The organism is Fibrobacter sp. UWEL (assembly GCF_900142535.1).
Taxonomy (GTDB): Bacteria; Fibrobacterota; Fibrobacteria; order Fibrobacterales; family Fibrobacteraceae; genus Fibrobacter.
Genome location: NZ_FRBE01000005.1, coordinates 140,208 through 154,607, shown reverse-complemented (window position 1 = coordinate 154,607; position 14,400 = coordinate 140,208). Strand labels below are relative to the sequence as shown.

Genomic DNA, 14,400 nt, shown 5'->3' with positions numbered 1-14,400 from the left:
TTGCTTTTGAAATTTACTTCTCAGTAGCGGTGAATACGCCGTCCCAGAGTTCGCCGGGGGCTACGGGCGGGTTGATCTTGTACTGCTGACAACGCTTGATGTATACCTGTGAGGGACACTGCTTGCTGCCGGGGTCTCTTTCGGGATGGTGGGGTTCCAGGTCTAGGCATTGGGTGAAGAGTTCGATTGCTTCGTCCCACTTCATTTCCAGATAGCACTTGCGGGCTTCTTCCCAGATTTTCACCAGCTTCAGGAGTTCTTCTTCCTGTTCGGGTTCGCATCTTGTGGCCTTAAGCAATCTAATTCTTTCCTGGTCCTTGTCCGTACGCTTGGGCTTGATACGAAGTTTGTTGATTTCTTCGTCATCGGCACGTCTGGTACGTTCCAGAATTTCAAAGGTCTTAACGGGGAGGCTCTTACCCACAACACGGACGGTATCCAGGGAACGGTAAATGAACCTTCCTGTTTCCAGCATTCGTTCGGTGTCTTCACTTATTTGAATGTAGGCGCCGTATTGCTTGGCAGCACTTTCGAGACGTGCGGCCAGGTTCACCGCGTCACCCATCATGGTGTAGTTCTTACGCATGTTGGAACCCATGTTTCCCGTCACGATGTCGCCGGAGTTGATACCGATTCTCATGTGCATGTCGTGAACAACCTTGGGCCACATGTCTCCCTGGCTTGCCCAGGTCTTACGGAGCAGCATGAGTTTTCTCTGCATGCCGACTGCTGCATCACAGGCGCTCTGGGCGTGGTTTTCCAAGGGCATCGGGGCGCCGAAGAATGCGATGATGGCGTCACCTTCGTATTTGTCCAGGGTGCCCTTGTTGTCCAGCAGGGTGTCTGTCATTCCAGTCAAATATTCATTTAACAACGTAACCAGTTTACTCGGGTCGCCAATTTTTTCGGAGAAGGTAGAGAAACTTGCAATGTCAGTAAAGTAGGCGGATATGTGAGACTTTTCACCACCGAGCGTGGGCATAATTTCGTTGTTCACCATGTTGTCAATCAGTTCCGGGGAGATGTACTGTTTAAACACGTTGTTGATGAACTTCTTTTCTCGATTTTCAAAATAGAACTGAACGACCAATGTGATGATGTTAATAAAGATGACCGTGAGTAACTGTCTGGAAACGCCGATGTAAAGGCCGTGACCAAAGTACTGGTAGGCAACAAAGATGTAGGCGCTCATGATCAAAATGGAAATGAGGGCAGAAACGTATCCCTTGAAATAAAGACCGAAGATAACGCAGAGCAGGGCCAGGAATATGATGATGATTGCCTGTCTGTAGTCATCCATTACCACCAGATAATCATCTTCTAGGATGTTCTTGATGATGGTGGCGTGAATCAACACGGCGGGGTAGTTTTCTTCGTGGGAGGTGTGCACAAAGTCGAATAGAGCCGGTGCTGCAGAACCTAGAATGAAGATTTTTCCTTGATAGAGACCGGGGTCAATGCGGTTCTTGGTGACGTCGTAATAAGAAAGATGCTGGAAAGTTCTCTTGGGTTCGTCTGTGTTGTACTTGCCCTTATAGTTGACTCGGAAACTTCCGTACTTATTGATGGGAATTTTCTTTTCGCGGCCAAAGCGAAGTTCTTCACCGGGCTTCAGGGACGTGATTTCTTTTTCGTTGATGGCCTGAATTTCGCGAATGACGTAGTCCGACAAAATGGCGATGTTGGACATCCACGCTTTCTTGACCTTGCTGTAATGAAGGTCCATGTCCAGGGATAGATGGATGGGCTTGTTGACGGGGATATTCTGAAGGGAATCCTTGAAGTAATGCAGTGTATTTACGATGTAGTCCGTAATAATGGCTTCGTCTTCATTGTCCTCATCCGTAAGGACGTAACGGTTGGGACCATCCTCATCCTGCTTCAAGGTGAAACCTTCATGGACGGTGACTTCTTCGCCGTCGTTTACCTTTTTAAGCATTTCAGGTGTCACATCCGGGAGTACTCGGGACAGTTCGTCGGAAAGAACCTGTCCTTCGAATATTTCGAAGTTGACGTTCCCTTCTTCCAATTTGGTGGCAATGATCTTGGAGGAAATATCCTGGAAGTCAAGCGTTGCTTTTTTCTTGATGTCTTTTTCGGCAAGACGTTTCTTCAACTCCAGGAACATGGGGTAACTGAAGTTGGGATAGGTGGTGTGCATCTCTCCCTTCTGGTCCTTGTAGATACCGAAGGGCTTCCCCAGGTTGATGTACTTTCCCATCTTGATTTCCACCTTTTTCGGGTCCTGATGGAACAGGTGGAGAATTGTCATGAGGGACATGGTGGAATAAATCTTGGTGTCCGCCTCGGGGAAGATATCCGGATTGGGGAATCTGTAAAGCATGGAAATGCGGCGGACCACACCGTCGTTGTCGGGATAGGCGTTGACGGAACCCAGTCTTGCGCCTGCGTTGGCCAATTCGGGGAAAACGTTATCCAGCAGGTCCTTTGCTTCGATGTTATCCGGCTTGTCCGCCTGGCTTAATTCAAAGGTGGAACCGTAACCCACTTCGGCAGCGCGAGCTTCTGTACTGAGGGGGCGCCATTGGGATTCAAACTTGTATGCCTTGGAATCGTCAAACATGTCGCATACGATGGACACGCCACCTTCTGCAACGGAGGATACCAGCATGGAGTCGTAGTTATAATAAGAGCGAATTCTGGAGTCCAGGGAGTCCCAGTTTTCCGTATCGTTTACGTCGTGCAGGAGTTCTCGTACCTGCTGGGTCTTCAGCTTTCCGAAGTCCGCCGTTTTAAACATAATATCGAAGCCGATTGCAGATGCACCGCCATTATTCAAGTTCTTGACTACGTCGGCATGGATAAATCGGTCCCATTCGTTGTAGGGACCCAGTTTTGCAAGGGCAGGTTCGTCAATATCGACAATCAGAATGTTGGGGTCGTAATTGTTGGCTAGCTTGATTTTGGCGCTACCTGTAGAGGATGTGCCATCGGTAAGTTCGTAATCGCCATCCAGGGCTTCATCTAGATTGGTGTTGGTAATGCGTTTCGAAAACTGGTCGTACAAAAGGTTCTCGAGAGCTTCCGCTCCGTTTCGGATGGATCCGGTCATATCGTTTTGGGAACTTCCAAAAACAATCAGCAAAACCACCACAATGGAGGAGCCGATGATACCGGACAAAACCTTCTTGACTTGTTTCGACAACTTGACTTTCATAGAAGGAAAGATAATAAGATAAGCCCGTTTGTCATTTGAGCGTCAAAATTATAGACTATATTTGAGAAGTAAAAATCGGAGGCGATTTGGCTACTCAAAAAAAGAAAACGGCTAAGAAAGGTTCTAAGCCGAAGTCCGGGGGAGTAAAAGGGGCGGAAGACCAGGGTTTTGGTCGGATTATTGCAGGTTGGTTCCTGCTAGCAATTGGTGCCCTCCTTCTTTTAGGATGCGTGAGTTCTGTCTATAGTGGAGAAGGGGGCAATTGGCTAGGACCCTATTTGGGAGAAATTGTACCCAATGTTGTAACCATGCTGTTTGGCAAGGTTGCCGTCATTCTCTTTACCTTTGCCTTGATGGCCTGGGGCGTGACCCTTGCTTTCTCGGGCAAGATTCTGCGTTATTCCCTTGGCCTTTCTTTTCTGACTCTGAATATTTCGTTCCTGCTTTCTCTCAGAGGGTATGGCCTGTCTGGCGTAAAAAGTGATGTTCTCCTGGAAAACGGCGGCTTTGTGGGCCAGTTCTTTACCCAGAATGTGTGGTACTCCATTTTCGGTAAGGCATCGGCTGCCGCCCCCCTGGGAATTCTTGTCCTTACTCTCGCCTTGATCCTCATCCTTTCCTTTGGCCTTCGCCCCAGACATTTCAGCTTCCTGGTAAAGGGATCCCGCTGGATGTCTAGTCTAGCAAGGAAAAAGGACGTTGAGGATGTGGAACCTGTGGAAGCGACCATCGTGGAGCCTAACCGCAAAAAGTCCAAGGAGTTCGTCGAAGAACCTGTGGCAACCAACCGCAAGGGTATTTACATGGATGACAATACGGTCTTCCTGGAACCCGACGAATTCAAGATCAAGCGCAAGGGAGTTCTTGCTCCCTTCAATGGCCGTAAGAACTGGCTGGATCAGGATATGAGTCTGGAAAGCGTTTCCGGGATGCCTGGCGATGAAGTGGTCGTGGATAAGGACACCTTCGTAAAGGGCGCGGAAACGATGGCTACTGCAGCATCCGAAGGTTCTACCGCTGCGGGCGGCGAATACGACAAGAACGAAGACCCCGAAATCCGTAGATTGGAAGAATATTTGCGTCAGAACATTCGCAAGATGAATGCTCTGGAAATTGTGGAAGTGAAGGAAAAGATTTCCGCCCTTCGTCGTGCCGGCGACCTGATTGCCTGGGAAAAGGACCGCAAGGGACGTATGCAGGTAAAGGGTGATGTCCGTCGTGATGGCGCTGCTATTGAACCGACTGTTCCACCTCAGGCTGCGTCCGAGGAACCTGCCGCTCCAATGACTGCGCCGATGGCCGCTCCTGTGGCTGCCGGGGCAAGTCCCGTAACGGGCCGCAATACGGTTTTGAGCAAGAACATCCTTCGAAAGAATGATGGTGCAGTTGCAGCTGAAATGGCTGCCGAAGTTGCTGCTGACGAACCTGCTGTGGAAAATACTAAGCCAGCGATTAACGCAGAAGACCTGCTGGGTGGGGATGGTGCCGCTACTGAGTTTAGAAGCGCTCCCGAAAATGAGGATGATACTTTTGCGCCTGTAGTTTATGGCGCCGACGATGATGAACCTCAGGATAACGTGGAATTCCAGGACAAGACCTTGGTTCCTTCCGGAAATTCCATGGCGGGAGCTCGCGCTGCTAGCATTCCCCCGCGGGAACCTACTGCATATGATGAGTATAAGGTTCCGTCCATCTCCGACATTCTGAACGATCATGAAGCCCAGACCGCCGATTATACGGAAGACGAACTGAACGCCATCGGTAAGATGCTGGAAGAAAAGCTGGAAAACTTCAAGGTGAAGGGCCGTGTCATCGGTTGCGAAACGGGCCCCATGATTACCCGCTTTGAAGTGGAGCCGGGTCCTGGTGTTAAGGTAAGCCGCTTTACCGCCTTGCAGGAAGATTTGGCCATGCCTCTGCGTGTGTCCTCCGTCCGTATCCTGGCGCCCATTCCCGGTAAGGCCGCCGTAGGTATTGAAATTCCCAATCGTAAGTTCCAGACGGTATTCAGTAAGGATGTGTTCGAAAGCGAAAAGTTCGCTCCCACTCCGGAAAAGATTCAGGTGGCCTTGGGTAAGGATATTACCGGCGAAGCATTCACCATGGATCTGGCAAAGGCTCCTCACTTGCTGATTGCTGGTCAGACGGGTTCTGGTAAGTCCGTCTGTATTAACGCTCTCATGGCAAGTATGCTGTTCAGTAAGACTCCCGACGAACTCCGCATGATTCTTGTGGACCCGAAGGCTGTGGAACTGAAGATGTACGAAAATATCCCGCACCTCTTGGCGCCTGTGATTACCAAACCCGAAATTGCCATTCAGGCTTTGCAATGGCTCTGTTATGAAATGGACCGCCGTACCGAAGTGCTTGCAACGGCAAAGGTTCGTAACATCGGTGGTTTTAACGCCAAGTTTGAAGCGGGCGAACTTCCCGATGATATTCCGGACGAAGACAAGGGCCATCGCATGCCGTTTATCGTGGTGATTATCGACGAAATGGCGGATCTCATGATGGTTGCCGGTAAGGAGATTGAAAAGTCCGTAGCCCGCCTGGCTGCTAAGGCTCGTGCGGTGGGCATTCATCTGGTCCTTGCAACTCAGCGTCCGTCTGTGAAGGTGATTACGGGTATTATCAAGGCCAACCTGCCTACTCGAATTAGCTTTAAGGTGGCATCCCAGATTGATGCCCGTACTGTGATGGATCACGCCGGCGCCGAAAAGTTGCTGGGCCGTGGCGACATGCTGTTCAAGGCTGTGAACGATCCTGATCCGGTTCGCGTCCATGGTGCATTCCTCAGCGATGAGGAAGCGGAAAAGCTGGCAGATGCTTGCTCTAACCAGAACGTCTACTATCCTCAGGTCGAATCCTTCGATGTTTCCGAAGGTGTGGATGGGGATGACGATGGGGAAGGCGGCAAGCAGCTGGGTAAGCTTGATCCCCTGCTCTTTGACGTGGCCTGCTGGGCAATTGAAGTCAGTGGTCTTTCCACTTCCGCAGTGCAGCGCCACTTTAGTGTGGGGTATAGCCGTGCCGGTAAGATTGTTGACCAGCTCTACGGCTTGGGCGTTTGCGGCCCCAGTAAGGGAAACTCTAAACCTCGTGCCATGCTGGTAGGGATGGATGAACTGATGCAGATGGAACGATCTGGAACCTTTAGATAATGAACAATTAATAACAAGGCGAGAGTCGCGGCAAAACGTAGTTTTGACATGACCGAGCCGCAGCATTAATGGATAACGTTAGTTATCAATAAACAATGAACGATGAACAATGAAAGAATACGCGCCTTCTAAGATTAATTTGTTTCTTGATGTCATTCGCAAACGTGAAGACGGCTACCATGATTTGGGTACGGTCTTCCAGACGGTAGACGCTGGTGATACGGTCAGTGCAGAAGTTCGTAATGATGGTAACATTGTCCTGACTTACAATAATCCGCAGGAATACCCCGTTCAGTCTGATTTGGTCTATAAGGCTGCCGCGGCTCTCAAAGCTTTCGCGGTGGAACAGGGTGTGGCTGGTGCCGATAGTTTCGGTGCTGACATTTACCTCGAAAAGGTCATGCCTCTTGGCGCAGGCCTCGGGGGAGGCAGTGCAGATGCTGCAGCGGCCCTCAGACTCCTCAACCGCCTCTGGAATGTGAATTTCCCCGCAGAGACTCTAGAAGCAATTGGCGCTAAGCTTGGCGCCGATGTGCCCTTCCTGGTTCGTGGTGGTACCGCTTTTGCCGAAGGTATTGGCGAAAAGCTCACTTTCATTAGCCCTTTGCAGCTTCCCGAAGGTGAATATCTGCTGATTTGTACCCCCAAGGACGCCGTTCCCACGAAGGATGCCTACGCAGGTGTTGCCAAGTCCGGACCTGCCCGTTGGGATGCCTACAAGGCTTCCGCCCAATCGGGATCTGCCACCGAATTCCTGCTCCAGCCGGAATCTTTCTTCAATGCCTTTGAAGGTTCTGTGTTCCCCCTGCACCCGCTGGTAGAACAAATGAAGGCCGAATTCCTCCGTCTGGGCGCCAAGTGTACCTTGATGTCCGGCTCGGGGGCTTCCGTCTTTGGAATCTTTGCTAGCAAGGATCAGGCGCAAAAGGCCGCGGATGCCATGAAAGACATTTCTCGCTACCAAAAAGTCACCCGCTTTTGGGTGCCCGCCCTTTAAAAATCTGGCGTAAATACTATATTTGCGCCACCATTGGGATATCGTCAAGTGGTAAGACAACGGATTTTGATTCCGTTATTCGCTGGTTCGAGTCCAGCTATCCCAATGTTTTCTTTTAAAACATAAACTCAAATGGAGTAAATTATGGAACTCACTAAGCTCGTTGCAACCTCGAGAGTGTTAGGCAAGAGCCGCGACAACGCACGCCTTCGTAAGGCTGGCCAGATTCCGGCTTCCTATTATGGTAAGGGTCAGGAAAACGTGAACATCAGCATCAGTGCTGCTGATCTTCGCAAGGTCCTCGCCCCGGGCAAGCGCTACACCCTTCTTGACCTCGTTATCGATGGCAAGGAAGGCAATGCTGCAGTTGTTTACAACTACCAGAAGGATCCCCTGACTCAGGAAATCATCCACGTTGACTTCCTGAAGATTGATGAAACCACCAAGGTTAAGGTTCGCGTTCCCGTTAAGCTGAACGGCCTTCCGGTTGGTGTTAAGACTCAGGGTGGTACCTTTGCTCAGCAGAACCGCTACATCCAGTTGGCTGCTGCTCCGGCAAACATTCCGACCGTGATCGAAATGGATATCTCCAGCTATCCTGCTCCCACTACTTTCTACGCCAAGGACCTCAAGCTGGCTGAAGGTGTGGAACTGGCTTGCACTCCGCGCGTCGTGATCTTCAACATCACCGCTAAGCGTGGCGCAAAGGCTTCTGAAGAAGCTTAATTAGACCGTTTGCGCAGTACATCTAGGATAAAACCTACGATGTGCGCAAACTCTCACAAAAGGCCCTGGCGAAAAGCCGGGGCCTTTTGTTCACGGGAAGACCGTTTGCGCAATGCATCTAGGATAAAACCTACGCTGTGCGCAAACTCTCGCTAAAAAGGCTCTGGTTTATACCAGAGCCTTTTTGCTCACACTTAGACCGCTTTGTGCGGGTCAAAAAAGAGCAACCCGTTAGGGTTGCTCTTTTCTATCTCAAACTTGTTTCTTAGAGTTCGGGAATGGTTACGTCGTAGGTGGCTCTGTGGCCGGCTTCGTCTACGATCTGGACGGTAATGGTTTCATTATCTTCGGGCAGCTGTTCGCCAAGGATGACCAGCTCCCTAGGTTCGGAATCGTATTCCACCGGAATCCACTTGTTCTTGTACTTCACGGTAATTGCGTTTCCGTTTTCAATGCCCGCATACTTGTACATGACGGGTATCTTGAGAGCCGGTGCGTGAAGTCCGCCAAAGATGGTGGTGCCCCAGTAGGCAAATCCCAGGGTGGGGGCGTTGGGATTATCAATGGCTGCAATATCGCGGATTTCGTTAGCGCTTGCACAACGATTCTTGCCCTTGGTCTGCTTGCTGAAGATAAACCAGTTACGGCTGGTTTCCCCAAGCCAGTACAGGGGGCCCTTGGCGGTATTGTCATCGATGCAAATGTCCCACTTGCCGAAGAACTGCATTCCCTTGGGGTGGAATTCAAAGTAATCCAGGCTGTCGGTATGGTGCTTCACGAAGGCCAGGGCAATGTTGCCGTTATTGCTAATGTTCGTTGCTCCGGAGATTCTCTGGAGAATTTCCATGCCGTCGACTTGGGCCTTCCAGTTGATGTTAGAAGTTTTGTTTTCCTGGTAGTGAACGTAGATCTTTTCTGCCTGGGATCCCTTGCCGTACTTGATGTAGGCGATGGTGGGGAAGGTTTCGCCAATCTTTGCGACTGTTGCGAACTTCTTGGGATACATCTTGCAGAGGTTGCTAGACAGGAGGTTGTCTTCCTTGTCGTAAACTTCGAAATCGTAACCTTCGCTGCACTTGCTGAAGTCAATCATGGCTCTGGACAAGTAGGTGAACAGCGGAGTTTCCTGATAGTGAGTCTTCTTGAAGGGCTCGTTGTTCTTGCAGTTGGACTTCAGGTTGAACTTCTTGGTGGTCACGTTCCCCACGAAGTCTTCCACTTCCAGACGGTAGGAGGACTGGGGCGGAAGCCCAATCTTGATAAAATGCCAGTCGCCCAGGGTGTCTGCTTCTTCTGCCCATAGCAGTTCGTCACGAATCTTAACGGAATTGGGGAAGGTAATGGTGTCCAGAACCTTGCTGAAAACCTTTTCGTCGTAGCGGTACAGGTCAACACGGCGGACTGCCATGGGGTTTTCCTTGGGCAGACGGCTGTAGTCAACAATCTTGAAGGCGACCTGCACGGGCACGTCGTTAGAGAATGTGTTGGGAATCGGAGTTTCTACGCAACCCTGGTCCAGAGCTTCTTTGGAGGTGAATGCCACATCATTCTTGTAGAGGGCTGCTGCTGCAAATACCTGAGGGGCGATGGAGTCGCCGCAAAGGACGTCGTGACCGCAGGGAGAGAGTACCTTGTTGTCGTTCATCTTCATTTCCAGGTGGAGATGAGGATTGCCGATACCGGTGCTGCCTGCGAAGGTCAGGGTGTCGCCTTTCTTATGAACGGTGTTGGGCGTGATGGACACATCGTTCTTCTTGGAGGCGATCATCTTCTTGATTAGGAGGGAATCCAAGTGGGGCCCGAAGCTGCTCTGGTGTGCGAACACCCAAGTCTTGCCGCTGTTGCCCTTGTAATACATGACTTTGCCGTATCCGTAGGGGGAGACCTTCACTTCCTTCACGTAACCGTCTTCCGGAGTGAGGACTGCCCAGCCTTCTACCATGTCGGTGGAATAGTCAATGCCCATGTGGTAGCGTGTGCCGCGGTTCTCGCCAAAGGAGGAGGTGAGGTAGGCGGTCTTGCCGAAGGGGCTGTACTTTTCAACAGCGGGCTTAACCTCCGCATTTGCTGCGGGACGCTTGCTAAAGTCGGTGTTGTCCACCTCGGCGCCATTCTGAGCTGCGATGCAGTCTTCGTAGGCGAATGCGTCCATAGTCTTCTCGTCGCATTCCTCGGCAAAGGAGGTTGCTGCGACAGCGATGCCAAAAGTGGCAATGAATTTGAGCTTGTTGAACAAAATACTCATTTTCCCAATTCCTTCTCTTCGAACAAAATATAAAAAACGAAAGGAACCAAGTTTTTAGGAATGAGACGAATCGTCCCGAATAATAAGCTTGTATTTACGAAATAGGCTGGATGATTGAGGGAATAAAAAAGAGGTTCGCTTAATAAGAAAGCAAACCTCTTTTTTCAGTGGAGCTAAGGAGAGTCGAACTCCTGACCTCCTGCATGCCATGCAGGCGCTCTACCAACTGAGCTATAACCCCATTAGGGTACGCCAAATATTGAAATTTATTTGGATGTTGTCAAGGGGCGTGGTGCATTTTTTTTAGAAAAGTGAAAAAACGCAGGATTTCTCCTGCGTTTCCTCAAAGCTCAAGGCTCAAAGCTCTTATGCTTTTTCAATTTTTACGGATTCGATGATCACGTCTTCGTAAGGTGCGTCGCGACGGTCGGTCTTAACGCCGGCGATTTCGTCCAGAACTTCGAAGCCTTCGTAGAGCTGGCCGAACACGGAGTAACCTTCAGCAGGGCCACCGTTTGCCGGATGGTCCAGGAAGTGAACGTCTTCGCCGTGGACGATGAAGAACTGGGAACCGATGGAGTGGGGCATCATGGTCTTTGCCCAGCTGAGTGCGCCGCGCATGTGGGTGAGGCACGGGTCGTACTTGTCGCCGATGGTGGTGCCCGGACCGCCTGCAGCGTGGCCACCGGTACCGTTACGGTTGGTGAAGTCGCCGCCCTGGATCATGAAACCAGAAATGATGCGGTGGAAGGGGGCGCCATCGTACTTGCCCTGCTTGGCCAGTTCAATGAAGTTGGTTGCGCATTCGCCGACGCGTTCTTCGAAAAGACGCAACTTCATCACGCCGTGGTTGGTGGTCATAATGGCGATGGTTTCGCCTGCCTGGGGCTTGTCCAGCTGATTAAAAGCCATGGAATATCTCCTGTATTTAGGTTCGAGGCCCGAGGAACCTGGTAAGAGGTCCAAAAGTGGGACTCGAGGGGTGTTTTCTAGGCAATATACATAAAAATTTTAGGGAAATTAACGAAAAATAGGAGCTTTGTCTCAATTTATTGACGTCTGTTTTTTTTTTTTACATTCCGCAAAAGGTAAGCAAATTAAAACCTTTCAGAGGTGAACTATGGGAATTTTTAGGAAAATAGGAATGGCAGCTGCTGTTTCCATTTTGTTCGTTGCTTGTGGTGACGACAATTCTACCAAGGCGAGCAATAACGAGTCATCCGGCCCGGTAAGTGATGCTGACTACGAGGTTGACGATTATGAAGATTTGCCCAACTGCACCTCCAAGAAGGAGGGGGCTACAGGTTTTGTTATAGAAAGTGGCGAAGGCTATGTTTGTAAAGGCGGCGACTGGGTACGCGACGATGAGGCTGTGGATGTAGTGAAGTCTAGCTCAAGTCAAAAAACTGGGTCGTCTAGCAGTGGCGAAAAAGAGAACAGCGAGTCCAGCAGTTCTGGTGGTGGTTCTGTGACCTTGCGCAAGTGCGCCGCCGATTTTGACGGAAAGTACATGGGTTACGAGGGCTCCACCTACAAGTGCTACGAAGGATTCTGGAATCCGGTGGAAAATCCACCCGAAGATACAGAAACTCAGGTGATTTGCTTAAAAACCGAAGACCCGAACGCTCCGCTCTATTGCTACCTGGATACGGCAATCTGGAGCAGCTCCAGCTATGAAGCCGACGCAGAAGACTTTACGAACCGTGACCCGGTGAAAATTACTGGCGGTTCCATTGAAGGTGTGGCACAGAAGGGCCCGTACCTGCAGGGTTCCACTTACCGCATTATCCCGCTGGATGGCAAGAACTTGCTCCCTGTTGGCGATACATTGAACGAGTCGTTCAACAACAGCATTGGAACCTATACCTTTTGCGATTTGGAAATGCCCAGCCAGTTTGCCATGATTGAGGCCAGCGGCTATTACCGTAGCGAACTTACAGGCAACAAGAGCAACTTGCAAATGACCATTGGAGCCATCGTAGATGTGCAGAAAGGCGCAAACATCAACATGCTCACGAACCTTGAATACGAACGCGTAAAATATTTGGTGCAAAACGAAGGCTACAATATTGCCGGTGCAAAAAAAAAGGGCCCTGACCGAAGTGCTTGCTGCGTTCCACATTGATGCCGATGTTGCCGTAGATGCCTCAGGGAACAAGCTTTCTGCAGAACAGTTGGATATTACGAAAGATGGCGCTGCCAATGGAGCCTTGCTTGCCGTGAGCATCATGATTCAGGGTGCAATTACCAATACCGAATTTGATGTAAAGGCCATGATGAAGGATTTCCGTGAAGACATCAAGGAAGACGGTGCTTGGACCGGTAAGTCTGCCCGCACTGTGATCGCAGACTTTGCCTTTGCCGCCGACAGCGCAAAGATGTTTGCTAACTACCGTAAGAATGTGGAAGGTTGGAAACTTTCTAGAGTCGTACCTATGTTTGAAAAGTATGTTAATGACTTCTGGGCCAGCGAATATGGTGTTGGCAAGTGCACCGAAGACCGCTTTGGTACAATCAAGAAAAACCAGAATGCAGCCAGTGTTCATAATGGAAATTACTTCTTGTGCGATACCCTGTGGTACAGCACTCAATTTGGGAGTAGTGGATTTAAGCGGCGAGGGGATTATTATGCGGAAAAGGTTTATTATTGGCGTGATATCGACGAGTTTGAACGTAATACTCGCAACCAAGTTTGCGACGTAGAAGGCTTGATTATCCCGGGAAATATTGACAAGGACAAGTATTACATCTGTGCAACTGATCCTCGTAATTCTCGTGATTTACTCTGGCGTGAAGCAACTGATATCGAAGTGGATAAGTATTACACGGAATGCACAACCGATGGCAAACTGAACAAGTTCAGCGATGAAAAATACTATGTGTGTGATGCAGACAAGTTTAGAGAGGCTAGCGAATTCGAAACCTTTGTAGAAAAGGGGTGTGTTAGCTATTTGGATGGCGTTGAATCGAAATTGAAAGACATTTCTCTCACTTGTGAAAATGGAACTTGGATCTATAAAGATGGATCAATCGTAAAGTTCAGCGATGGCAAACTCTATAAATTCACAAACAATGAATTTGTAAGAGCAACTCCTTTGGATAGTGCTTTGGGGACGGCGTGCGTTAGCTATTTGGACGGAAATTCAGTTGAATTCAAAAATGCTATCCATACATACACTTGTTCTAATGGTTCATGGAATGTTGACAAAGCATGGGTACTTGGTAATTGTACCAAGGATGGAAAAATTAGTGCGATGTTGTATGGAAATTCAACCGCAGTTAAGAGTTATGTGTGTGATGCAGACTCGTTTAGAGTGGCGAATGCTTTGGACTCTATTCGAACTCTTTCTACCCATGAAACCTTTGTTGATGCCAGAGATGGAAGAGTATATATGATGACTACCATTGGAGCCCAAACTTGGATGGCGGAGAACTTGAGGTATGAATACAATGAGGGTTCAGCCAGTAGCTATTGCTATAATAACAGTGCGGATTCATGTGCCAAGTATGGTCGCTTATATACCTGGTCTGCGGCAATAGATTCTGCGGCGGTATTCTCTACCGCAGGCAAGGCCTGTGGCTACAAAGAAACTTGTATTATTAGCGGAACTGTTCGAGGTGTATGCCCTGAAGGATGGCATTTGCCCAGTGAGGCTGAATTTGATACACTAAGAAATGCCGTTGGTGGTTCCAGTACTGCTGGTAAGGTTCTCAAGTCCACCACTGGCTGGCACAGCAATGGCAACGGATCGGATGCCTACGGCTTCTCCGCGCTCCCTGCGGGCTACAGGTACGACGATGGCTATTTCATCGGTGCCGGCGACTACGCCCTCTTCTGGTCTGCTAGCGAGGACAGTAGCTACTACGCCTATTACATGCGCTTGTACTACGGCTACGAGACTGCCAGCATGTACTACTACGATAAGTACTGCGGTCGCTCCGTTCGTTGTCTCCAGGACTCTAACTAGGGGCGCGTAGCGCCACTAGCAAGCGCCTGCAGCAGCGGGCGCTTAAACCCGCCTTTCCCCAAGCGCATAGCGCAAAAGGAAAGGCGTAAAATAAATCACAGCCCTTGGCCAAGTGTACTCAACTC

8 protein-coding genes and 2 tRNA genes are annotated in these 14,400 nt (G+C 49.8%); 6 read left to right on the top strand and 4 right to left on the bottom strand.

The window, feature by feature from the left end; translation table 11 throughout:
• Positions 1 to 13 precede the first annotated feature (13 nt).
• Positions 14 to 3,178, bottom strand: coding sequence for a CHASE2 domain-containing protein (locus BUB59_RS05090; protein WP_073226455.1), 3,165 nt, complete (start codon positions 3,176 to 3,178; stop codon positions 14 to 16).
• A gap of 278 nt (positions 3,179 to 3,456) precedes the next feature.
• Between BUB59_RS05090 and BUB59_RS05085 the strand changes: the two genes are divergently transcribed.
• The 4 genes from BUB59_RS05085 to BUB59_RS05070 all read left to right on the top strand — a co-directional run bounded on the left by BUB59_RS05085 (position 3,457) and on the right by BUB59_RS05070 (position 8,062).
• Complete coding sequence (locus BUB59_RS05085) at positions 3,457 to 6,339, top strand: DNA translocase FtsK (protein ID WP_234979949.1); 2,883 nt, start codon at positions 3,457 to 3,459, stop codon at positions 6,337 to 6,339.
• A 109-nt stretch (positions 6,340 to 6,448) separates the two neighbouring features.
• Entirely contained in the window at positions 6,449 to 7,336 is an 888-nt protein-coding gene (gene ispE / locus BUB59_RS05080) for a 4-(cytidine 5'-diphospho)-2-C-methyl-D-erythritol kinase (RefSeq protein ID WP_073226449.1), read from the top strand.
• A 34-nt stretch (positions 7,337 to 7,370) separates the two neighbouring features.
• Positions 7,371 to 7,442 (top strand) — tRNA-Gln (locus BUB59_RS05075).
• A gap of 38 nt (positions 7,443 to 7,480) precedes the next feature.
• Positions 7,481 to 8,062 (top strand): 50S ribosomal protein L25, encoded by a 582-nt coding sequence (locus tag BUB59_RS05070; RefSeq protein ID WP_073226447.1) that lies wholly within the window; start codon positions 7,481 to 7,483, stop codon positions 8,060 to 8,062.
• 265 nt (positions 8,063 to 8,327) lie between these two features.
• On the opposite strand, the gene BUB59_RS05065 is transcribed toward BUB59_RS05070, so the two are convergent.
• From BUB59_RS05065 to BUB59_RS05055, 3 genes are all read right to left on the bottom strand, one after another.
• Positions 8,328 to 10,307 (bottom strand): M23 family metallopeptidase, encoded by a 1,980-nt coding sequence (locus BUB59_RS05065; protein WP_073226444.1) that lies wholly within the window; start codon positions 10,305 to 10,307, stop codon positions 8,328 to 8,330.
• 168 nt (positions 10,308 to 10,475) lie between these two features.
• A tRNA-Ala gene (locus BUB59_RS05060) sits at positions 10,476 to 10,548 on the bottom strand.
• 125 nt (positions 10,549 to 10,673) lie between these two features.
• Positions 10,674 to 11,219 carry a peptidylprolyl isomerase gene (locus BUB59_RS05055; RefSeq protein ID WP_073156333.1) on the bottom strand — a complete coding sequence of 182 codons (546 nt, stop codon included), beginning with the start codon at positions 11,217 to 11,219 and terminating at the stop codon, positions 10,674 to 10,676.
• A 232-nt stretch (positions 11,220 to 11,451) separates the two neighbouring features.
• Between BUB59_RS05055 and BUB59_RS05050 the strand changes: the two genes are divergently transcribed.
• Together BUB59_RS05050 and BUB59_RS05045 are read left to right on the top strand one after the other, a co-directional pair.
• Positions 11,452 to 12,432 carry a hypothetical protein gene (locus BUB59_RS05050; RefSeq protein WP_073226441.1) on the top strand — a complete coding sequence of 327 codons (981 nt, stop codon included), beginning with the start codon at positions 11,452 to 11,454 and terminating at the stop codon, positions 12,430 to 12,432.
• Positions 12,383 to 14,275, top strand: a complete 1,893-nt coding sequence (locus BUB59_RS05045) for a fibrobacter succinogenes major paralogous domain-containing protein (RefSeq protein ID WP_234979948.1) — start codon at positions 12,383 to 12,385, stop codon at positions 14,273 to 14,275. The genes BUB59_RS05050 and BUB59_RS05045 overlap by 50 nt, the downstream gene beginning before the upstream one ends.
• Positions 14,276 to 14,400 lie beyond the last annotated feature (125 nt).